The organism is Neobacillus sp. plas4, assembly GCF_057221695.1.
Map to the genome: position 1 here is coordinate 5,542,917 of NZ_CM170152.1, position 19,663 is coordinate 5,562,579.

Sequence of the window (19,663 nt, forward strand, 5' to 3'; positions counted from 1 at the left end):
AAAAAAACATGGGGACGGTTCTGGTGGCTCAAAAGCCACCAGAACCGTCCCCATGTCAATCTCAATCGATCATCTCAAACAAAATCCTCGCGATATCACTATTTCCATTCTTCCACTAAACAGGTGTCTATTGACTCTATAGGCATAGATGGGAACATCCTCACCGGTATGACCTTTTGTTGTCCAGCCGGTACTGGAATAATGATTGATAATGTTAATAAGCGCCTGTTTTGTATCTTCTACTTCCATTTCTAATGTGGATTGGATGGTTTTTAAGTCTTCGAAATGAATAGGTAGGTACATGCGGCGTGTTAACTTTGATAATTCTTTTGTTTTATGCAATTTTGAAGCAATAACGGCCGGAGTTGATTGGATGGATCTGATCACACTCGGATTCCATTTATAATTGTCATTTCGATCGATACTCATACCACCTGTGGAGTGGTCAGCTGTTGCAATCACGATGGGGGGCGTTTCTGTAATAAGCAGGAACGCTTTTTTTGTTTGGGGTTTCTGAATAAGTATGAAGTGACCGGAATCGCTGAATAAAAAATCTTTTCGTTCAAAAACTAAATATAGTTTACAACCAGACAGGAGGAAGTCAATTGGTAAATATATTAGAGACTGTCATGGATGCATTGAAATCTGTGACCGTACAAGATGAAGAACAACCTCTTCATGTTGGAGAAGTGATGGCATGCTGGATTTACTTAGCTGGACTTGAATTAGCCAAAGTGTCTGTTCAATCAGGTATAAATACTACAACCGATGAAGAACTAAAAGCCATCCTTGAAGAAGATATGAAACTAGGGACCAGTCAAAGGGAACGACTATATGATTTCATGTTAAAGGAAGGTATTACGTTACCTCCCGCCCCTGAAGACTTGCCATTATCAGACCCTAACAGTGTTCCACTTGGTGTTAAATTAACGGATGATGTGATTGCCAACGAATTATCTTTAAAAATCATTAGTTTAATTATGCGTGCTGCTGGTGCTGCTTCGGAATCGATTCGTACGGATGTCGGTTTATTGTTTATTCAGTTTCAAACAGAAAAATTTGCTTACGCGAGTAGATTAAAACATTTAATGCGCAAACGTGGATGGATAAAAGTACCACCGTTCTATGTACCACCTGGTTCCCATTAATATTTTGGTTAAGAACCTACAATTTTATGACAAACATGAAAACCAGCAAAGGTAAGGTCGCAAGCTGCCATTTACGGCGGCTTTTCTTGTTCAAAAGGGACAGGCTTGTTCAACAAATATTAGCTTCATAACCGCTAATGGAATTTCTAATATGACTAACATCGGCGTTTCTGCAATAGGCAGGTGCGCTATTTTTGAGAGAAAGGTTACTTGAACAATTTTAGGAGATATTAGTAGCAATCTAGGGTCGAAAGATGGAGTAGATGAAGCCTTTAATCGATAAAGAAGAAATGCGGATTTCCGGAGAGTTTTTCCAAAGAATTCATCAAGTGGAAGTGGACTATTTTACTTATTGGAAAGAACACACGCTATGGCACTGGGAATTTTGGCTTTCAGTAGCTCTATCCATCATTCCTTGGTTGGTATGGTTACTCGTACGCAAACGCGGTAGTGAATCAAGATTGCTTTTAGCAGGAGGTTTTTGGATTTTTTAGGACTAGTATTTGGGGCTTGGCATTATTCCGGTAGAGCCCTGCCAACCATCCCGTCGTTTTTTCCATTGACTTTTCATTAATACCTGTAAATTTGAATGGATAGGATTTTATATAGTTTTTGGATTCGGCAATCGGCCGAATCTTTTTTTGTCTTCGACCATCTTCGACTGATACTTTCTTAATCAATCAATTGATTAAAAGTTCCACAAACCCTTTTAAAAAACGAACTTTAGCCTCATTTTAAGAAAATTTCTTGTCGAGGAGGAGGTTTGCTTTCTATCGAATTTCTACAAATCTATTCAATAAAATTGGTTTTCTATAATCGTCGACAGGTTCCTCCAAGATGGCATGTTAATCAAACGATTGTGTGAAAATGGCATATCACCCTAAATCACAATGTTTTTACCTTATATTTTAAAAAAGGACGTCGAAATCTGCTAGTAATCATTATCGGCCAATTATAGGTGTATATTTGTATTTAGAAATAGATTAGGAATCAGTAATTTGGATATATTTGTAATATATCTTGTTAGGAGTGATTTTTATGTCTGTTGATAAGCACCTTATTATATTCGAAAAACGGTCTAATACGGCAGCAAAATTATCTATTTCTCTTGCCATCTTTGGTTTTGTTTTTAGTCTGATACCATTACTCGGTTGGTTTTTATTACCAGTTTGGATAATAGCAATATTGTTTGGCATAGTAGGATTATTCAAATCATATAAGAGGGGACTAGCCATAAGTGGGATTTTGATTGGATTGTTTACATTTATATATAAAATAGCATTTATGCAAACACTATTTGGAAGCTGAAATAATTCAACACACTGAATACCTGGAAAGGCCGAAGCCTAGTAATTATAGTAAACATGAACATACTAGATAGGGAGAAAACCTTATAATAATCTCCCCATCTTTTTTTAAAAAAAAATGAAGGCAAATTCAATAAGTTTTTTATCGTAATTGTAAAAAATAAATTATAATTAAATTCTGGTGCACTGCTATCTCTACCCATCTGGTCATTCATTTTTCCTTTTCCTTTGAACAGACGGTTTATTACAATTAGTATTTCTCTTCAATAGGAGACAAAAGTTGCAGGCAGGCACTCCTCGTTAAGAGACCATTTATTAATCCATTTTACTCCAATACTTAAATCCTTCACATCTGTAACCTTGGTTATATAATTTGGAAGCTCCACTTCCGCGAAACCTTCTCCATTTTTTCCTTTAAATACATGACAAATACTATGAAGGACGTGATCATCAAACGAGACTACAACTTCATAGCTACCATCAATAGGCATAGAATTGTAAGAAGCAGCTTCAAACTGCACCCTGGTAAAGCCCGATTCGGGAAGAACCCGATAGATATTTCCTTTTGTATAATAGTCATAACCTAAATAATCACGAATTTGGTCCACTTGTCCGGAACCTAGAAGAGACCTTATTAATGTAGAACTTATTTTCTTTCCAAATTGCTCCACCTTCGAAACCATGGTTACACGAAAAGTCCCTTTTCCGTGGGTTTCAAGGGTATGAATCGTCCCTAACCCTTTATTTCCATACGTAAAATCAAATCCTGCAACAATTTCTTTCGCTTTTAATGGGATTAGATAGTTTTGAACAAATTCCTCGGGTTCAAGTTGTGCAAAGCTTTTATCGAACCGTACGATAAATAACCGATCCACTCCCATTTGTTCAAAGATCTCTACTTTTCTTTCCATTGATATTAAATAGTTAAACTTCACCTGATTTAAAACTTCCTTTGGATGTGGGAAAAACGTTAAAATTGTCAATTCAAGGCCCTTTTTCTTCGCAATCCATTTTGCCTTTTCGATCAACCGTCTATGTCCTAAATGAACCCCATCAAAAAAGCCAAGAGCCATGACACAAGGTTTTAATTCATGTATCTTACATTCTGAAAAATGGTTTAATATAGTTGTTTTCAATAAAAACCAGTCCCCTCTTGTCTAGCACACCAACCAAAAAAAATCAAACATCCTTATAAAACGGCTTGTATCCACTCACTTCTAGAGAGGATACAAGCCATTTTTACTTGTTAAACAATTTGATCTTTTTTATTAGGGATTAACACCATTCCGACTGTGGCAATAATTCCGGCAATAACAAACGTATAGAAACTCCAAAGTAAGTCAACATTTAAACTTAACAAAAATCCAACTAGTAAAGGACCTGACATCGCTCCAATCCGACCAACTCCAAGCCCCCATCCTAATGCAGTTGCTCTTGATTGAGACGGATAATACTTTGTAACAAAAGCATTTAATAGCTGTGTACTTCCTACTGCACCAAATCCTGCTACTCCTACTAATAAATACGTTACAGCAATAGGAGGTGCACCTAATGTTAAACAGAAAGCACTTATCGATGCAAGAAAATAGGAAATAGAAATGACCCTCTTTGAACCCCAGCGGTCAGCAATCGTACCAGCTAACAGTGCCCCTATTCCTGCAGTTAGATTCATCATAAGTAAAAACGACAAACTTGAGTTAAGCGAATAACCTAATTCGTTCATAATTTTCGGTAACCAAGTATTTAACCCATATACTAAATAGAAGCCCATCACATAGGTTAACCAAATAAATAATGTTGCCTTAAGATAATCTTTGGAGAATAAACCACGAATCGATTTCCTCCCTTTTGGTGTGTTCGATTTATTTTTCTCTTCCGGTTCCTCAAAAAATGAAAGATCCATTAGATAACGATTACAAATTATTTCCGCTTCTTTTCTTCTATTACGGCTTAATAGAAAGCTGACTGATTCCGGTAAGTATTTAATCATGATAGGGACAGTAAGTAATGGCAGCGCACCGATCCAAAACATGACTCTCCACCCAAGAGATTCTAATAGAAGAATAGCTAAGATGGCTCCTAAAACGGTTCCAAATGAATAACCGGAAAACATCAATGAATAGTTTAATGAACGGCGATTCGTAGGTGAATATTCAATAGCTAGAGCTGAAGCAGTTGGAATAACGCCACCTAACCCTATTCCTCCAATAAAGCGAAACAGACCGAACATTTCTGGTGACGTAGCTACAGCACAAGCAATCATCGTCAAGGAAAATAATGTAACACATGCAACTAATGTCCACTTTCTTCCAATATAATCCGTAATGGTTCCAATTGAAATGGCACCAAACAGCATTCCAAATAGAGCATAACTCCCAATTGCGCCAGCTTGAGCAGCAGATAATCCCCATGGTTGATAATCTAATAAACTAGGAAGAACAGCACCATAGATCCCTAAGTCATAGCCATCCGCGAGGATGCAGAAAAAACAAATACTTAAAACAAAATACATTAATGAACGTGGAACTCCTGCTTTTGAGGGTTCTATTTGTATATCTTGAGGTATTTCTGTAACTACTTGACTCATTCCATTTCACTCCTTCAATCAGGCTCATAAAATTTTAATAATGGGTCAATCTGAATTAAGTTCTCCTTCGAATTTTGTTCGAGGGACCCTCTTTATTCGTAACAGGGGTTCATAATTTTAGCTTAAGCTATCCTTAAATAACCATTTATTAGGATAGTTTAAGCTATTACGATTAAACCTTTTATCTATTAAACACTCTATTTTTTCTCCACCCAGCTATATTGGTAATTTTCATCCTCCCACTTCTGTGCCTTCTTAACCACTTTTAGAGGACGGAATGTATCAATCATAACGGCTAATTCTAGCGTTTCCTTTTTACCGATGCTATCTTCCACTTTTCCTGGATGTGGTCCATGGGGAATTCCTCCTGGATGTAAGGTAATCGATTCCTGTTTGACTCCTTTTCTGCTCATGAAGTTCCCTTCCACATAATATAAGACTTCATCGCTATCAACATTACTATGGTAATAAGGGGCAGGAATCGCCTCAGGATGATAATCATATAATCTCGGTACAAAAGAACAGATTACAAAATTATGTCCTTCAAACGTTTGATGGACTGGAGGTGGCTGATGGATTCGCCCCGTTATTGGTTCAAAATCCCTTATATTAAATTTCCATGGATATAAATACCCATCCCAACCTATAACATCAAGGGGATGATGTTTAAAATAATGTGAATGCAAATAATTCCCCTTTTTCATTCGGACTTCGAACTCTCCTTCTTCTGTATAGGTTACTAGTTTCTCTGGTCCTTTTATGTCTCTTTCACAAAATGGACTGTGTTCCAGAAGTTGTCCAAATTCATTACGGTATCTTTTTGGTGTAGTAATCCAGCTAGTAGTTTCAACAACTAGAAACTTTGATTCACCTGGATCTGGCTCAACTCGATAGATTGTCCCGATGGGGATTACAATATAATCACCCGGTTCATACTGAAGCGTTCCAAAAGAAGATTCGATTCTCCCGGTACCATGATGGACAAAGAGAAGTTCATCACCTTCGCCGTTACGATAAAAGTAATCCATTTTTTTAGTAGGATTGACTACTCCGATTAGTAAATCTTCATTTCCTAGCACGTATTCTCTTCCCATAACAGCATCACTTGGTTCTTTATTTACATTATCCGTATAGAAATGACGTGGACGAAGTTCACTCTGTTCTTCGTATGATGGATTACTTTCTCCAATTAAGGCAGACTTAAAAAAACTAGTAGGCGGATTATGGTGATACAAAATGGACTGGATACCTGAGAATCCTTTGGTCCCCATAACCTGTTCCCGAAATAATGTATCGTCCTCTTTCCGAAACACAGTGTGCCTCTTTGGAGGGATTTTTCCCAGTTGTTGATACCAAACCATAAAGTTAACCTCCTCTTAAATCACTTAGATATTTACCAAATTCCCTTTCTTCCCTAGTACATCTTCCTTTTTAAGAGCTGGTGCTATAGAACCAACAACTTCACCAAAACCGATTCGATACCCGTCACCTTGACAATAGCCAGTCATAGTTAACTCATCCCCATCTTCCAACCATTTTCTTTCTTCATCCTCATTTAGTTGAAGTGGTTCTTGGCCTCTCCAAGTTAATTCTAATAAACTACCACGTGATTCCTTTTCAGGCCCGCTAATGGTGCCTGATCCAAGCAGATCTCCTGAGTTCAAATTACATCCCCCAATCGTATGGTGAGCGATTTGTTGGGCAATACTCCAGTAAAGATAACGGTAATTACTTGAACTAATTTGAGTCGGTGCGCTCATTTTTGGGGATTTTAAATATACTTCCAATTTAATATTAAAAGATCCAGGTTTTGTTTGATTTAGATATTCCAAAGGTTTTGGTTCTTGAACTGGACCAGGCACACGGAATGGTTCTAAGGCTTCTAATGGAACCACCCATGGAGAAATAGAGGTGGAAAAGTTTTTCGCTAAAAATGGTCCTAATGGTTGATACTCCCATGCTTGAATATCACGAGCACTCCAATCATTCACCAAGACCATTCCAAAAACATGATTTTCTGCCTCTTCAACAGAAATCGGTTCACCAAGTTGATTTCCGCCACCGATTACGCAACCCATTTCTAATTCAAAGTCTAGTTGTCTGCATGGTTCAAAAATCGGAGGTTGATCAGGTAGTTTTATCTGACCTAAAGGACGACGAATCGATGTCCCACTTAGAACAACAGAACTAGCTCTCCCGTGATATCCTACCGGTAAGTGAGTCCAGTTCGGCATTAGGGCGTTTTCTTTTCCCCTAAACATAATCCCTACATTTGTTGCATGCTCCTTCGATGCATAGAAATCTGTATAGTCACCAATTTTAAAAGGTAAATGCAAGGTCACGTTTTTTCTAAGAATGAGAACCTGATTTCGTAATTCGACATTGTCTCTCAACTCAGGTTCATCATTTGATAATAATCGTTGTAGTTTCTTACGAACTTTACTCCAAACTTCTTTGCCTAAATCCATAAAAGGATTAAGTGTAGACTGGTTAAATACCTTTTTATCATTCTGTATAATTTCCTTTAAAAATCCCTTTTCTTCCAAAACAGATAAATCTACTACATAGTTTCCAATCGCAACCCCAACTCTTTCCTTTGGCTGATTGCTGGTACAGAAAATACCGTATGGTAGATTTTGTATAGGAAAATGAGAGTTTTCACTTACATGAATAAAGGATTTCATTTGATGGCCTCCTCTTTATTGTTTAATTCCTCTAATTCATCTTTAGGTTCATCAAAGCTGCAGCTTCCAAATGAACACAAATAATTTCGGAGAATTGCAATCTCTTCCGATGTAATACGATATTGGTTCCAAGCAAGATACTCATCCTCAATTTTAAATTGATTAGGATCTTCTTCAGATAGAATCTCTTTAATTTTCGCTTTATCTAAATTGTGTTGATAAGCTAGCATACCTGCTAAAAAAACGTTTAGAAATCCGTGCATCTTTGCCTCTACTTCTTCTCTGAACATTCGAACTGGGTGATGCAAACCAGCTGTGAATTTTACCGGTAAATTTCGGTCACGACATGCAGAAATAGCGAAAGCTACTCTTTCGATACTTGGAATCATTTCTGCTTTAATCCCGCCCGTTCGGAGCTTAACTCCTAACTGATTTTTATTAGCCGAATTAACTTTAGCTATGGAATTCAATGATTCTAGCAAATAATCTTCCCAATTGTCTTGGCTGAGTAAATGAAGCTCACAGAACGCTTTTATTCCTATTTTTTCTGCTAATAAGTTTACTTCGTCTAATAATTCTTGAGAAGGGACTTTAGCAGGTAAAGGCAACTCATAGGTCTTTATCGTAGACCAGTCAGAATAAGCTTCATTAAAATGACTGATCTTCTGCAAATCTTCCTTCATTTGAATGTTACATTCTTTTTCCGACTGACTTTTCCCCCCAACTACCGAGAGAATAAGCGGGCAATTATCCGAAAATAGTTGTCTATAATTTACCAATTCGTTTAATTTTGTAACAGGGTTAATAAATGGTCCAAGCATCCATGAATCGGCGCTGTTAACATAATTCGAATAATTTTTAATTGCCAAATCTAGAGGCAAATTAGCCGGCGGAAATAGCCCTGCATAGTCTATCAACTGCCTTAGAAAAACCTGAAGACCTGGACGACTTTTCACCTTTCTCATCTCCTTACTATGAAGAGTCAACCTAGTAGGATTTATCCGCTCTCACTGAATGAGAGCGGATACATTTTTTATCCAACCAAAACTTTTCCTAAACTTCGCTGCATATGAACGAGTTCGCTTGCTAGATTTTGTATTCTCTCTTTTATTTCCGCATCATCAATTTGATTTTGCTGATTAAAGTGTGTTGCATTCACATATACATAACTTGGAGCTAAATAGGCACGGAAATAGGACATAATCGGTTTTAATTGATTTTCAATCATTAAATAATGTTGATAGGTTCCACCATTTGCCGCGAATCCCATTACCTTATGACGGAAAACTTCAGGAGGAATTAAGTCAATAAGGTTCTTTAATGGTGCCGGGATGGAACAATTGAAAACAGGAGAACCGAATAAATAAACATCTGCATCAGTTACTTTACGGATTACTTCTCTTGTATCCAAGTTATAATCCTCTTGTTTTCTTCCATCACAAAATTGTAAATCATAATTCCTTAAATCAAGCATTTCTACTTCCATTTCTGGATAGGCTCTTTTTACCTCATCCAAGATCGTTTGTACTAATATTGAGGTTTTTGCCCCTACAATCGTTCCTGAAATTCCGAGAAGCTTCATCACGCTTCCCTCCTTCTGAATGATTTTAGTCTAGATGACAGTAGCAAATTCTTTTATCTCTAATGCCTCTTCTTTAAATGCAGGCATTACTTCTTTTGCGATCAATTCCATGGATTTCAAGACCTTCTCATGAGGCATTCCACCATAATTCATAAGCATCATAACGTGATCGCAGCCGGCATCTTGATATTTTTTCAACATTTCAATTACATCTTGAGGAGAACCGATTAGTACTTGTTCACGATCTCTTAAATCCTCGTATTTGGCACTCTTTCCATACATTCGTGTATCTAGATACAAGTCTAGATGTGGCTTAGCTGTCGCGATTGCTTCCTCTGTTGTTTCAGCCACATAGGTATGAAGGGCAAGCGGGATTTTAATTTTTCTTTCATCATGACCAGCTTTTCGGTAATTTTCCTTATAATTAGTAATGATTTCTTTTAATTCAGGTAAGGAATTACAAGCTACATATGGTACACCACTAATGTTGTAGCCCATCTTACCTACATAACCTGCGCCGTTATGACTTAATGTTCCAATCCAAATTGGCATTTCCTTTTGTTTTGGAGTAACTTCAAGTTTAATATCCTTGAATTTATAATAGTCTCCGTCATGTGAGAACTTCTCACCTTTCCATGCTTTTTCAATAACCGCAAGAGAATCATTAAATCTTAAAGCTTTATCTTTCCCTTCAACATTAAATCCTGCAAATTCATGTGGAAGATAGCCGCTTCCTAACCCCAGATTTAAACGGCCGTTGCTAAGCACATCAAGCAATGCGTAATCTTCCGCAACCTGAATTGGATTCTTAAACGGAAGTGTTACAATCGCTGTCCCAAGCCGAATATTCTTTGTACGTTCAGCAGCAACAGCTAGAAAAGTTTGAGGTGTGGTCATAATTCCGTATTCACTAAAATGGTGCTCCGCAAACCACGCAGCAGTATATCCTAAATCATCCGCAGCCACGGTTTGATCCAATACTTCATGTAAAAATTGTTCTGGTGTTCGTTCAAATGATTCCTTTTGATTCTTATAATTGTCAAATACAGTAAATAAACCGAATTCCATTAATAAAACCTCCATTTAACTAGATTTTTTCAACAAAAAAACCAGCAGCAATAGAAAAATTTCAACAAAGTGACTCTTCAGTCAGAAATTTTTTCTTATTGCCACTGGCTCTTTATCTACTCTTGAGTTTTGGCCCTAGTCCTTGCTCAGTAAATAACCCAGTTAACACTAGCTTTATGTTGTTAACGTTATTGTATTACAAATTTTCCGTTAATTGCAAGGGTTTTCAGTTTTTATTTTCAAAATAATTTTTTTTTGCTGAAAGCAGCCCTTGAATGACAGCTTTTTGAGGTGGGGCTATAAATCTACTTTCTATATCTTTTATAATTTCTTCTGTATCCTTTAAAGACTTTCCTCTTAATAAACTTCCGAGAAAGTTATTCGTTAAATCCTGTAAAAAGGTAAATGTTGCTTCAATAATAACATCGTTTTCCGTATCTACCATTAAGATACACCCTATTGTTTTTTGCAATTCATAAACTGGTGTTCCCTTTGGCAATTGTGCAAATCCAGTTACTAGAATATGATTTTGTTTCACTTCCAAACTCATCTACTCAACCCCTTATCCTTTTTTATTAAATAATAGTACAATAGATTACCTTTCTATTCAACATACCTTTAAGTACTAATTGTTTTGATCACCTTTTATGGTTTTCCTCCTATACTCGTAAGTTCAAACAACCCCATACAGTCACTCCTTATATCTTTTTTGACTTCCTAACTGAATCAATTATTTAGTTTTCACTAAAATGCCGTTAGTCAAAACTGAGTTTTCGTAATATCTATGCCTCTATAAATTTACGTACCTCATTACTTCATTCAATTTCAGGAAACTTTTTAATAGGTTTTATTTAGGAATAGATAGGGTATGTATAGGACAAGCACACCATTATAACAGGATGTACACCTAAAGGAGTGATATTCATGGACAAACATTTAGATGAGGAAAAGATAGAAAACCAGGTTTACAAAAACGGAGATGCCTTAACAGATTTTGGTGATTTCAGAGAATATCTTAGTGGAAAAGTTAATTTAGGAAAAAAACTAGGTATGGATGAAGAGCAGTTAGCCAACTCTGCTCAGAAAGTAGCCGATTACCTTGCGTCAAAGGAGCCGCCTAAGAATTCCGAGGAGCGTTTATTGCAGGAGCTTTGGAACGTGGGGACGGAGGAAGAGCAGCATAAACTTGCTCATATGCTTGTCCGCTTAGTGCAACAAGCTTAAAAACCATGGGGACGGTTCTGGCGGCTTAAAAAGCCACCAGAACCGTCCCCCATGTTGTTACCCTTTAATATGTTCCTTCAAGTATCTTCCCGTGATCGACTGCTCATTATTGATAATCTGCGAAGGTGTGCCCTCGAACACCACCTGGCCGCCCTTGCTGCCTCCATCCGGACCCATATCAATGATCCAATCACCCTGACTGATCACATCAAGGTTGTGCTCGATGACAATCACCGTATTACCAGCATCCACGAGTCGGTTCATCATCTCTAGAAGGTGACCGATATCAGACATATGCAGGCCGGTTGTCGGCTCGTCCAACACGTAGATGCTGCCCTTCTTATGCAGCTCGCTTGCCAGCTTGATGCGCTGGCATTCTCCACCAGAGAGTGTGCTGAGCGGCTGGCCAAGTGTAATATAGGTCAGCCCAACATCCTTCATCGCCTGGAGCTTCTTCACAACCTCTTTCAGCTCAAAAAATTCCAATGCCTGCTCCACATTCATTTCCAGCACATCAGCAATGGACTTGCCGTTCAGTTTGTATGCAAGCACCTCTTCCTTAAACCGCCTGCCTCCGCATACTTCGCATGGCAGCTTTACGCTGTCGAGGAATGCAAGGTCTGTATAAACCACTCCTAGTCCTTGGCATTTCTCGCAAGCCCCAGTAGAATTGAAGCTGAACAAGCCTGGTTTTACTTTGTTTGCGGAAGCAAACGCCTTACGAACATCATCCATGATGCCCGTGTAGGTTGCGGGATTCGATCGTGTTGACACTCCTACCGCCGATTGATCAATGACAATCGCATCTGGGTGCTCTCCAAGGAATACTTCATTAATAAGCGTACTCTTGCCAGAGCCAGCGACTCCCGTAACGACTGTCAGCACTCCAGTTGGAATATCGACACTCACGTTCTGCAGATTGTGCAGTGTGGCATTTTTGATGGATAGGTTGCCAGATGGTGTCCTGCAGTTACCCTTCAGTTGGAGCGGCCGCTTCATATGGGTGCCTGTCAGTGTACCTGACTCCAACAGTCCTTGGAAGCTTCCTTCATATACAATGGTACCACCGCGGCTGCCGGCATGAGGTCCAACGTCTACGATATGGTCCGCCACTTTGATCACATCAGGATCATGCTCAACGACAATCACGGTATTGCCCTTATCACGCAGCTTTTGAAGCAAGCCGTTTAACCGGTGAACGTCACGGGGATGCAAGCCAACGCTAGGCTCATCGAAGATGTATGTGACATCCACCAGACTGCCGCTTAGGTGTTTCACCATCTTGACGCGCTGCGACTCACCGCCGGACAAAGTATCTGTTTCACGATCCAGCGTCAAATAGTCAAGACCGATATCCACAAGATGCTGCAGCCGCTCTTTCAACGACTTAACGATTGGTGCAGCTTTCGCGTCATCAATTTCCCGAATGACGGTGATGAGCTGTCCGACCTCCATGGACGACATCTCTGCAATGTTTCGTCCATGGATCCTGCAGTTGAGCGCGGCCTGACTGAGTCTCGCGCCGTGGCAGCTGGAGCAAGGACCTTCAGAAATGTACGGCGCAACCGCTTTTTGTGTACGCTCGGACTTCGTTTTCACATCCTGCTTGATGTATTTGTTGGTGAACTTCTCGATGACGCCTTCTACGGTAATATTCATTTCCTTTCCGGCAAAATCCACCTTCACCTTCTTCGCTTTGCCGTAAAGCAGCTCCTCCAGCTCCTCTTGCGAATAGTCGCTTAGCTTCTTATCGGGGTCAAAGGAACCTGACTGCACAATTAAGTTAAAATCCCAGCTCTCCACCTTATAGTCCGGCAGCATAATGGCCCCTTCTTTCAACGACTTAGACATATCCACCGCCTTCTCCATGTCTACACCGAGCTTGCGGCCGATCCCGTTACACTCCGGGCACATGCCATGCGGATCATTAAACGAGAACATGTTCGCTTGTCCAACATAAGGCTGACCCACACGGGAGAAGAGAAGACGGAGAATAGGAGAGATATCGGTTATCGTGCCCATCGTAGAATGAGAACCGCCGCCCAACCGTTTCTGATCGACAATCACAGCCATGCTCAAATTCTCGATTGCATCCGCTTCCGGCTGCGGATAGCGGGGGAGGAACGTGCGCACGAACATGCTGAAGTTCTCATTCAGCAAGCGTGTGGATTCAGCGGCAATCGTATCGAAGACAATCGATGACTTGCCCGATCCGGAAACTCCGGTAAAAATCGTAATCTTACGCTTGGGAATTCTTAACGAAACGTTCTTGAGATTGTTTTCCCTCGCACCCGAGATAACGATATATTCCTGATTCATTTCGTTCATGATTAACATCCTTCCGATAGTGTTAATTCTTCTATTCACATTGTACATTTAGCGAGAATAGAAAGTCGAGCAACTGAAAGTCACCAATAACGGCCCTTTATATCCAACCGCTTAACTCCTGAAAATTTACATCTTAACACAAAAAAATCATGGACCATGTCCATGTTCAAAATATTTATATTAGATTTACTGTCAAATTAGACTGTCACATCTCTCCATGTAAAAGAGCCCAAACAGTGTCAAAATATCTCGTATGATAAGAATAAAGGCTCGTATTAATAAATCTTTAAATCTTTGTTCATAGTTTATTCATTAATTGGGGGTATGATAATTACATGAAGAGGAAAGTCTTTTTCAAACTTTTCATAACCCCCCTTTTTTTATATAGTTTTTGGATTCGGCAATTGGCCGAATCTATTTTTTTGTCTATTTTTATCATACTGGCATATATAACTAATCCCAATAATTATAGATTACCTCTCCAACGGTTTGAGGCTTCCAATATAAAATATTCTGTATTTAATCTTTATTTAATGTATTTTCATTTCTCAACAGGTACTTTCGCCCATCAGGTTGTATCGGTTCATGAAGTTCACTCGTGGTCAAAACCCGATAGTCCTTATTAAGGGCTATTATTTCGTTTGCCAGTTCCTGATGGTCCATAAACTCGATGGTCATGTATTCAACTTTAGAAGCAAATGCAAAAAATGGGTAGGCCGCATTTAATAAAATGTACATCCTCTCGCTGTATTTTGGTGGATGGTATTCATGATTAACTCCCTATCCTTTTCATCATAAATACCTGTTCCGTTGAGACAGAAAATCCCAACTCCTTAAGAGCGTCTACTAAAACTTTATTTTTAAGAGGGATGTTCACTATCATTCTTTTCATCTTCGCATCATGGGGATGAAATACCTTCTTTAAACCAGCTAAAATGATCTGCTTTTGATCACTCCTGTCCTGAACAGCCATCCCTTGGTACAAAACAGTGCCTATTTGAACCCCGCTATTATCCAAAACCCTGCGGTATAAAAAATACCCAACATTCTTGTCTGCAGCTGAATCTGATATGGTTAGCAGCTCTGCGTCTTTAATATTGAACCATTGTGTTTGCCATGGTTTGATGTTTTGATCGTAGATATCTAGTGAAAGAATATCGTGAGCGTTTCCTTTTTCATAAGTAAGAGAAGGGTCAGCTTCTTCAAACGCCAAGGAATCTTCATGATTCATCCATAATAGGGAATCGACGACCTCGTAGCCCATCTTTTGATACAGCTCGATAGCGGGTGTGTTTTCACGAATGGCTTCGAGCGTAGCAACTTCTACTCCTTCTTCACGATTAATCGCTTCTGATTTTTCCACTAAAAATCTCCCAACACCTTTACCACGGTACTCGGGAACTACGGCAGTTCCACCATTCCAAGCAGTCTTGACCCCATTGATTTCCTGAATTCCATTTAATAGAACCCCAACAGGTTTGTTCCCATCATACGCCACAATCGACTTGGAAATCGAAAGGTTTTCTTTAACGATTCTTGCAATAAAAGCATCAAGAGTCATCGTTACATCAACGAGGTACCCTTTAAATCCCTCATTCCATATCTGAAGTGCTTGATCAAAAGTCAGCTCGTTAAGCCTTTTTACCCTATACATGTTCCTTCACTCTCCCCCCAGTGTCCTGACAAAAAACCGCAGGGACGGTTCTGGTGGCTTAAAAAGCCACTAGAACCGTCCCCCTGGCAACCCAGTGCTATGCCCAGTTTCCATTTTTAAATAATTGAACTTTTCTCCCATCGTGATATTCAGCTTCAATCTCTAAATCTGCAGAACCAATCATAAAGTCCGTGTGCCCGCTGCTATGGTTAATACCTTTTTTCTCATAATCCTCCAAGTTGATATTCTTTGCATCATGAAGTGCCATGGATATTGCGTTCCCAATCGCCAGGTGGCAAGAAGCATTTTCATCAAACAAGGTATTATTAAAGATGATACCAGAATTCGAAATCGGTGAATCATGTGGTACTAAGGCCACTTCACCGAGAAATAACATCCCTTCATCCATACTAAGGAGCTGTTTTAATGTCTCGTAACCTTTTTCAGCAGAAAAATCCACTACTTTTCCTTCTTTAAATGTTAGTGAAAAGTTCTCAATTAAATTTCCTAAAGCAGATAATGGCTTTGTACTTGCAACCGTACCGTTTACCCCTAATTTATGAGGTGTCGTAAACACTTCCTCGGTTGGAAGGTTTGGAATGTAAGTGGGACCAAATGTGGATGGGTGTCCGCCTCCAACCCATTTATGATCTGGATGTAGATCAATGGAAAGATTGGTTCCCTTGGATTTATAATGCAGCGACTTAAACTTCTGCTCGTTTAGATAATTCACTTTTTTTGTAAGAGTCGCAGAATGCTCTTCCCACGCGGCGATTGGATCTGGCTGATCAACTCTTACGGTTTTAAAGATTGCTTCCCATAATGCAGCGACTGCTTCCTCTTTGTTCAAATCTGGAAAAATGCTCACTGCCCAAGCTTCCGTTGGTACACCAATGATCGCCCAGGGCACATCACCTCTTAGTCTTTTTTGAGAGATTGATTTGAGTTTGTCAGCCCCGTTTTTTTGAACGTACATAATCCGTTCAGGCGGGATATTTGCGTATGCATTCGGGTCGGTCCCTGCAATATAAAGCATACAGTCATTCTCGTCTGCCAGACTATTAAACTTATCAATCTCCCATGGTTGGATGAAATCTTTTAAAACATCATCCGATGCGTTTAAATAATGAATTCTATTTAAATCTGTATCCACCCAGTCAACAAACACGCGTTTACATCCGTATTCATACGCATACTTCGTAACTCTCCGGGTAAAGTCGGCCGCTTCAATTGGAGAATTTATCAGTAATCGCTGCCCCTTTTGAACGTTTAGACCGATCTTGACCACGAGTTCTGCATATTGATCTAACTTCTCTTCAAAACTTTTCATGTTTCTCCCCCTAAAAATAGACTCATGCATTTATTATAATTCATCGGCTAGATGCAAATAAATAAATATATCCATTTATTTCTATTTGCTGCCAAGTTTAATGGCTGCAGATGGATGGGTATTGAGCAGGAGGTGCAATTATGGGGAAATGTGAACTTTGTGAGCGAGAATCTGTTGATACGACCGTCCATCATTTATTGCCTAAAGAGATGGGTGGTACATTTGGTTCTACCGCCCATTTATGCATACCTTGCCATAAACAAATCCATGCTCTCTATACAAATGAAGAAATCGCTGCCCGTTTAACAACCATCCCCGAATTAAAAGCTGACACCCAGCTGGCGCGTTTCCTTAAATGGATCCGCAAACAGCCTTCAACAAAACTGATGAAAATTAAAAAATCAAATGCGCGGAAACAAAGACCAAAGGGACGGTTCTAGTGGCATAAAATGCCACCAGAACCGTCCCCCATGTTCCATCATCATTCCGGCTTCCTTCTATACTATTCTAATGCTGCTTTCACTTCTTCTACCATTGATTGTGTTGAAGCAATTCCATTGCCTGCAATGTACCAGTTCACTGCGTCTAGGTAAATGATCTTTCCATTTTTATACGCATTTGTTTTCTGTACTAACTCATTTTCAAGGGTTTCTTTTGCCCCTATCTCGCCGCCAATTGCAGCAGAACGGTCGATAACAAATAGAACATCTGGATTTTTTTCTAAAATATATTCAAACGTGACACTTTGACCGTGCTGGGAAACTTCCAGGTTTTCGTCTACTGCTTTGAAACCAAACACATCATGGACAAATCCATAGCGTGATGTTGGACCAAAAGCACTTACTTTTCCTTCATTCGCCAATAAAATCAATGCTTTGCTGTCAGAAGCGGTTGCTTCTTTATTTAATGCTTCAATACTAGCTTTTAGCTCATTCATTTTTGTTTCAAGTACGTCTTCCTTTTCAAAAACTTCAGCTAAAAGTTTGAAATTCTTTTCAAGTGAGGACATGTAGTTTGCATAATCAACATCTATAAAAACTGTCGGTGCAATTTCTGCAAATTGGTCATATAGTTCTGCTTGCCTTGAAGAAATGAAAATCACATCTGGCTTTAATTCGTGCAGCGCTTCAAAATCAGGTTCTTTTAAGCTTCCAACATTGGTATATTCTGAACCTGCATACTTCTCTAATGTCTTAGGTACGATTGCCTGCGGAAGGCCAGTAATTTCTACCCCCAATGTATCTAACGCATCTAGTACGCCAAAATCAAATACAACAACTTTCTTTGGGTTCTTTTCAATAGTAACCTCTCCGTATTTATGGGTAATCGTGACTTCTTTTGCTTCTTCTGTTTTCTTTTCTTCAGAACCTGAGGATTTACTCGCTTCCTCTGTGCCGCCGCATGCAGCTAATAATAAAATCAATGCGAACATAATAGCTATGAATTTGAATTTTTTCATCTTTATAGTCTCCTTTAGAAATAAGTTTGGCCAAAATACTTATGTAGAACATAGGAAAAATCTATCTGTCTACCAATTGAATCTTGTAATCAGCTCCTCTTATTTATCAATTGTAATTGAAAACGATTATCATTATCATATGTATATAATATAATCACGAGAAAATTGTGTCAATAGGTAATTGAGAATTATTTTCAACCAAAATTTCCTAATAGAGGGGTTGGAACGAATATCGGCATTGGACCACCTTATTGCAATAACGGGGAAGTAACGTTATAAGGCTTTACAGCAGAAGGATTTTACAAATGTTTGTCGATCACATAATAACAGCACCTCTCTCGCTATTTTGAGAAGGTGCTGTTGCCATTTTTCATATAGAACTCATTTAACTTATGGTACGGTTCACCATGTTGTATCAAAATGAAATTAATTTTTTTGTATAATTACTTATTTTAAAAGGCTATCCTTCCGAAGTTTAGCCTAATACCCAAAAATAGCTACATACTGATTTTGCAAAACAAATTGATTACCTAACCACCCTAAAGTATTCAAAACATATCCTAATGAATCTGCATTATATCTTCCGGCAATTTTTTGATACGCCAATAGCTCATACACTTTATTTGAATCAAAATCTACAGGATACAAGCCACTTAGTGGATTTACGAAACCAGTGATAGGGCTTTTCAGTTTACCGTTTGCATCATATATTTCATTTAAATACTCTGCACCTCTTGTTGAAATGTCTATCAAGTACTTTTTATTATTGATTTTGCTGACAACTTCCACTTTGTAATCATCTTGATACGTAACCTGATATTGATATTGCTCATTATAAACATTGAAATCAAATATTAACTGAGGTGTATTTTCCAAAAAAGAATATAGATAATGATACATGATTCCCCCGCTGCCACCTGTAGCAATACTAATAAAAATATCATCTACTCCATTACCAGTAAAATCGCCCAAGAATATCGCAGGATTGTAGCCAGCATTTTCGCGAAGTGGAACACTTTTTACCTCACCAGTTCTTCCATCTTGAACAAGCAGGGTGATATTTTGAGTAAATGGACTAGCTGGAGTCTTTATTCCAGTTAAATAGACAGTATCAGGTACTGTATCCCCCGTTACATCACCTCGTGCAAACGAAACAAGTTTTGGCTGATTCATCGCTGTCCTAGAATAATAGTTGTACATTACATGCTCCTTCTCATGATGACGACCATCATCTTAACTGGCCTTTATTAAGTAATATCTAATCATCAATATCATAAAATTTATAAGGTCAA

The 19,663-nt window shown here is 38.8% G+C and carries 20 protein-coding genes; 5 read left to right on the forward strand and 15 right to left on the reverse strand.

The features are described 5' to 3' along the window. Window positions 1–69: 69 nt before the first annotated feature. The gene (locus tag AC2TFD_RS27665) at window positions 70–618 is read right to left on the reverse strand and encodes an alkaline phosphatase (RefSeq protein ID WP_484676370.1); all 549 of its coding nucleotides are present in this window, start codon (window positions 616–618) and stop codon (window positions 70–72) included. On the opposite strand from AC2TFD_RS27665, the gene AC2TFD_RS27670 reads away from it, so the two are divergent. The 3 genes from AC2TFD_RS27670 to AC2TFD_RS27680 all read left to right on the forward strand — a co-directional run bounded on the left by AC2TFD_RS27670 (window position 606) and on the right by AC2TFD_RS27680 (window position 2,456). Then, entirely contained in the window at window positions 606–1,148 is a 543-nt protein-coding gene (locus AC2TFD_RS27670) for a DUF3231 family protein (protein WP_484674376.1), read from the forward strand. The two genes, AC2TFD_RS27665 and AC2TFD_RS27670, sit on opposite strands and share 13 nt — an antisense overlap. Window positions 1,149–1,411: 263 nt before the next feature. Further along, a complete protein-coding gene (locus AC2TFD_RS27675) occupies window positions 1,412–1,642 on the forward strand; it encodes a hypothetical protein (protein WP_484674377.1) in 231 nt (76 codons plus the stop codon). Between the two features lie 544 nt (window positions 1,643–2,186). Further along, window positions 2,187–2,456, forward strand: a complete 270-nt coding sequence (locus AC2TFD_RS27680) for a hypothetical protein (RefSeq protein WP_484674378.1) — start codon at window positions 2,187–2,189, stop codon at window positions 2,454–2,456. Window positions 2,457–2,718: 262 nt separating this feature from the next. On the opposite strand, the gene AC2TFD_RS27685 is transcribed toward AC2TFD_RS27680, so the two are convergent. The 8 genes from AC2TFD_RS27685 to AC2TFD_RS27720 form a co-directional block, all read right to left on the reverse strand. Continuing rightward, complete coding sequence (locus tag AC2TFD_RS27685) at window positions 2,719–3,591, reverse strand: hypothetical protein (RefSeq protein WP_484674379.1); 873 nt, start codon at window positions 3,589–3,591, stop codon at window positions 2,719–2,721. A gap of 110 nt (window positions 3,592–3,701) precedes the next feature. Continuing rightward, window positions 3,702–5,042, reverse strand: coding sequence for an MFS transporter (locus tag AC2TFD_RS27690; protein ID WP_484674380.1), 1,341 nt, complete (start codon window positions 5,040–5,042; stop codon window positions 3,702–3,704). A gap of 197 nt (window positions 5,043–5,239) precedes the next feature. Beyond that, window positions 5,240–6,403, reverse strand: a complete 1,164-nt coding sequence (locus AC2TFD_RS27695; RefSeq protein WP_484674381.1) for a homogentisate 1,2-dioxygenase — start codon at window positions 6,401–6,403, stop codon at window positions 5,240–5,242. 24 nt (window positions 6,404–6,427) lie between these two features. Then, window positions 6,428–7,726 (reverse strand): fumarylacetoacetase, encoded by a 1,299-nt coding sequence (gene fahA, locus AC2TFD_RS27700; RefSeq protein WP_484674382.1) that lies wholly within the window; start codon window positions 7,724–7,726, stop codon window positions 6,428–6,430. Further along, window positions 7,723–8,682: a hypothetical protein gene (locus tag AC2TFD_RS27705; protein WP_484674383.1), complete on the reverse strand. Its 960-nt coding sequence runs from the start codon at window positions 8,680–8,682 to the stop codon at window positions 7,723–7,725. Before AC2TFD_RS27705 ends, fahA begins: the two co-directional genes overlap by 4 nt. A 77-nt stretch (window positions 8,683–8,759) precedes the next feature. Beyond that, window positions 8,760–9,308, reverse strand: coding sequence for an NADPH-dependent FMN reductase (locus tag AC2TFD_RS27710; RefSeq protein WP_484674384.1), 549 nt, complete (start codon window positions 9,306–9,308; stop codon window positions 8,760–8,762). A 30-nt stretch (window positions 9,309–9,338) separates the two neighbouring features. Further along, window positions 9,339–10,376: an LLM class flavin-dependent oxidoreductase gene (locus AC2TFD_RS27715; RefSeq protein ID WP_484674385.1), complete on the reverse strand. Its 1,038-nt coding sequence runs from the start codon at window positions 10,374–10,376 to the stop codon at window positions 9,339–9,341. 226 nt (window positions 10,377–10,602) lie between these two features. Next, on the reverse strand, window positions 10,603–10,926 hold the full coding sequence (locus AC2TFD_RS27720; RefSeq protein WP_484674386.1) for a DUF3870 domain-containing protein: 324 nt from the start codon (window positions 10,924–10,926) through the stop codon (window positions 10,603–10,605). A gap of 374 nt (window positions 10,927–11,300) precedes the next feature. Here AC2TFD_RS27720 and AC2TFD_RS27725 point away from each other — a divergent pair, with 374 nt between their 5' ends. Continuing rightward, entirely contained in the window at window positions 11,301–11,600 is a 300-nt protein-coding gene (locus tag AC2TFD_RS27725) for a DUF3243 family protein (RefSeq protein ID WP_484674387.1), read from the forward strand. A 57-nt stretch (window positions 11,601–11,657) separates the two neighbouring features. Here the strand turns inward: AC2TFD_RS27725 and AC2TFD_RS27730 are convergent, their stop codons facing one another. The 4 genes from AC2TFD_RS27730 to AC2TFD_RS27745 all read right to left on the reverse strand — a co-directional run bounded on the left by AC2TFD_RS27730 (window position 11,658) and on the right by AC2TFD_RS27745 (window position 16,912). Continuing rightward, on the reverse strand, window positions 11,658–13,928 hold the full coding sequence (locus tag AC2TFD_RS27730; RefSeq protein ID WP_484674388.1) for an ATP-binding cassette domain-containing protein: 2,271 nt from the start codon (window positions 13,926–13,928) through the stop codon (window positions 11,658–11,660). A 519-nt stretch (window positions 13,929–14,447) separates the two neighbouring features. Next, a complete protein-coding gene (locus tag AC2TFD_RS27735) occupies window positions 14,448–14,666 on the reverse strand; it encodes a hypothetical protein (protein ID WP_484674389.1) in 219 nt (72 codons plus the stop codon). A 34-nt stretch (window positions 14,667–14,700) separates the two neighbouring features. Further along, entirely contained in the window at window positions 14,701–15,582 is an 882-nt protein-coding gene (locus AC2TFD_RS27740; protein ID WP_484674390.1) for a GNAT family N-acetyltransferase, read from the reverse strand. 97 nt (window positions 15,583–15,679) lie between these two features. Then, the gene (locus AC2TFD_RS27745) at window positions 15,680–16,912 is read right to left on the reverse strand and encodes an aminopeptidase (protein ID WP_484674391.1); all 1,233 of its coding nucleotides are present in this window, start codon (window positions 16,910–16,912) and stop codon (window positions 15,680–15,682) included. A gap of 140 nt (window positions 16,913–17,052) precedes the next feature. Here AC2TFD_RS27745 and AC2TFD_RS27750 point away from each other — a divergent pair, with 140 nt between their 5' ends. After that, the gene (locus AC2TFD_RS27750; RefSeq protein WP_484674392.1) at window positions 17,053–17,352 is read left to right on the forward strand and encodes an HNH endonuclease; all 300 of its coding nucleotides are present in this window, start codon (window positions 17,053–17,055) and stop codon (window positions 17,350–17,352) included. Between the two features lie 62 nt (window positions 17,353–17,414). Here AC2TFD_RS27750 and AC2TFD_RS27755 read toward each other — a convergent pair whose 3' ends face one another. Both AC2TFD_RS27755 and AC2TFD_RS27760 read right to left on the reverse strand, forming a co-directional pair. Beyond that, the gene (locus AC2TFD_RS27755; protein ID WP_484674393.1) at window positions 17,415–18,371 is read right to left on the reverse strand and encodes a siderophore ABC transporter substrate-binding protein; all 957 of its coding nucleotides are present in this window, start codon (window positions 18,369–18,371) and stop codon (window positions 17,415–17,417) included. Window positions 18,372–18,851: 480 nt separating this feature from the next. Next, on the reverse strand, window positions 18,852–19,571 hold the full coding sequence (locus AC2TFD_RS27760) for a VCBS repeat-containing protein (protein ID WP_484674394.1): 720 nt from the start codon (window positions 19,569–19,571) through the stop codon (window positions 18,852–18,854). Window positions 19,572–19,663: the final 92 nt, after the last annotated feature.

Excerpts from the sequence above, each read along its gene's own strand:
- AC2TFD_RS27675 (WP_484674377.1), top strand. The coding sequence starts at position 1,412 with ATGAAGCCTTTAATCGATAAAGAAGAAATGCGGATTTCCGGAGAGTTT.
- AC2TFD_RS27680 (WP_484674378.1), top strand. The coding sequence starts at position 2,187 with ATGTCTGTTGATAAGCACCTTATTATATTCGAAAAACGGTCTAATACG.
- AC2TFD_RS27690 (WP_484674380.1), bottom strand. The coding sequence starts at position 5,042 with ATGAGTCAAGTAGTTACAGAAATACCTCAAGATATACAAATAGAACCC.
- AC2TFD_RS27695 (WP_484674381.1), bottom strand. The coding sequence starts at position 6,403 with ATGGTTTGGTATCAACAACTGGGAAAAATCCCTCCAAAGAGGCACACT.
- fahA (WP_484674382.1), bottom strand. The coding sequence starts at position 7,726 with ATGAAATCCTTTATTCATGTAAGTGAAAACTCTCATTTTCCTATACAA.
- AC2TFD_RS27710 (WP_484674384.1), bottom strand. The coding sequence starts at position 9,308 with ATGAAGCTTCTCGGAATTTCAGGAACGATTGTAGGGGCAAAAACCTCA.
- AC2TFD_RS27715 (WP_484674385.1), bottom strand. The coding sequence starts at position 10,376 with ATGGAATTCGGTTTATTTACTGTATTTGACAATTATAAGAATCAAAAG.
- AC2TFD_RS27720 (WP_484674386.1), bottom strand. The coding sequence starts at position 10,926 with ATGAGTTTGGAAGTGAAACAAAATCATATTCTAGTAACTGGATTTGCA.
- AC2TFD_RS27725 (WP_484674387.1), top strand. The coding sequence starts at position 11,301 with ATGGACAAACATTTAGATGAGGAAAAGATAGAAAACCAGGTTTACAAA.
- AC2TFD_RS27730 (WP_484674388.1), bottom strand. The coding sequence starts at position 13,928 with ATGAACGAAATGAATCAGGAATATATCGTTATCTCGGGTGCGAGGGAA.
- AC2TFD_RS27735 (WP_484674389.1), bottom strand. The coding sequence starts at position 14,666 with ATGTACATTTTATTAAATGCGGCCTACCCATTTTTTGCATTTGCTTCT.
- AC2TFD_RS27740 (WP_484674390.1), bottom strand. The coding sequence starts at position 15,582 with ATGTATAGGGTAAAAAGGCTTAACGAGCTGACTTTTGATCAAGCACTT.
- AC2TFD_RS27745 (WP_484674391.1), bottom strand. The coding sequence starts at position 16,912 with ATGAAAAGTTTTGAAGAGAAGTTAGATCAATATGCAGAACTCGTGGTC.
- AC2TFD_RS27750 (WP_484674392.1), top strand. The coding sequence starts at position 17,053 with ATGGGGAAATGTGAACTTTGTGAGCGAGAATCTGTTGATACGACCGTC.
- AC2TFD_RS27755 (WP_484674393.1), bottom strand. The coding sequence starts at position 18,371 with ATGAAAAAATTCAAATTCATAGCTATTATGTTCGCATTGATTTTATTA.
- AC2TFD_RS27760 (WP_484674394.1), bottom strand. The coding sequence starts at position 19,571 with ATGTACAACTATTATTCTAGGACAGCGATGAATCAGCCAAAACTTGTT.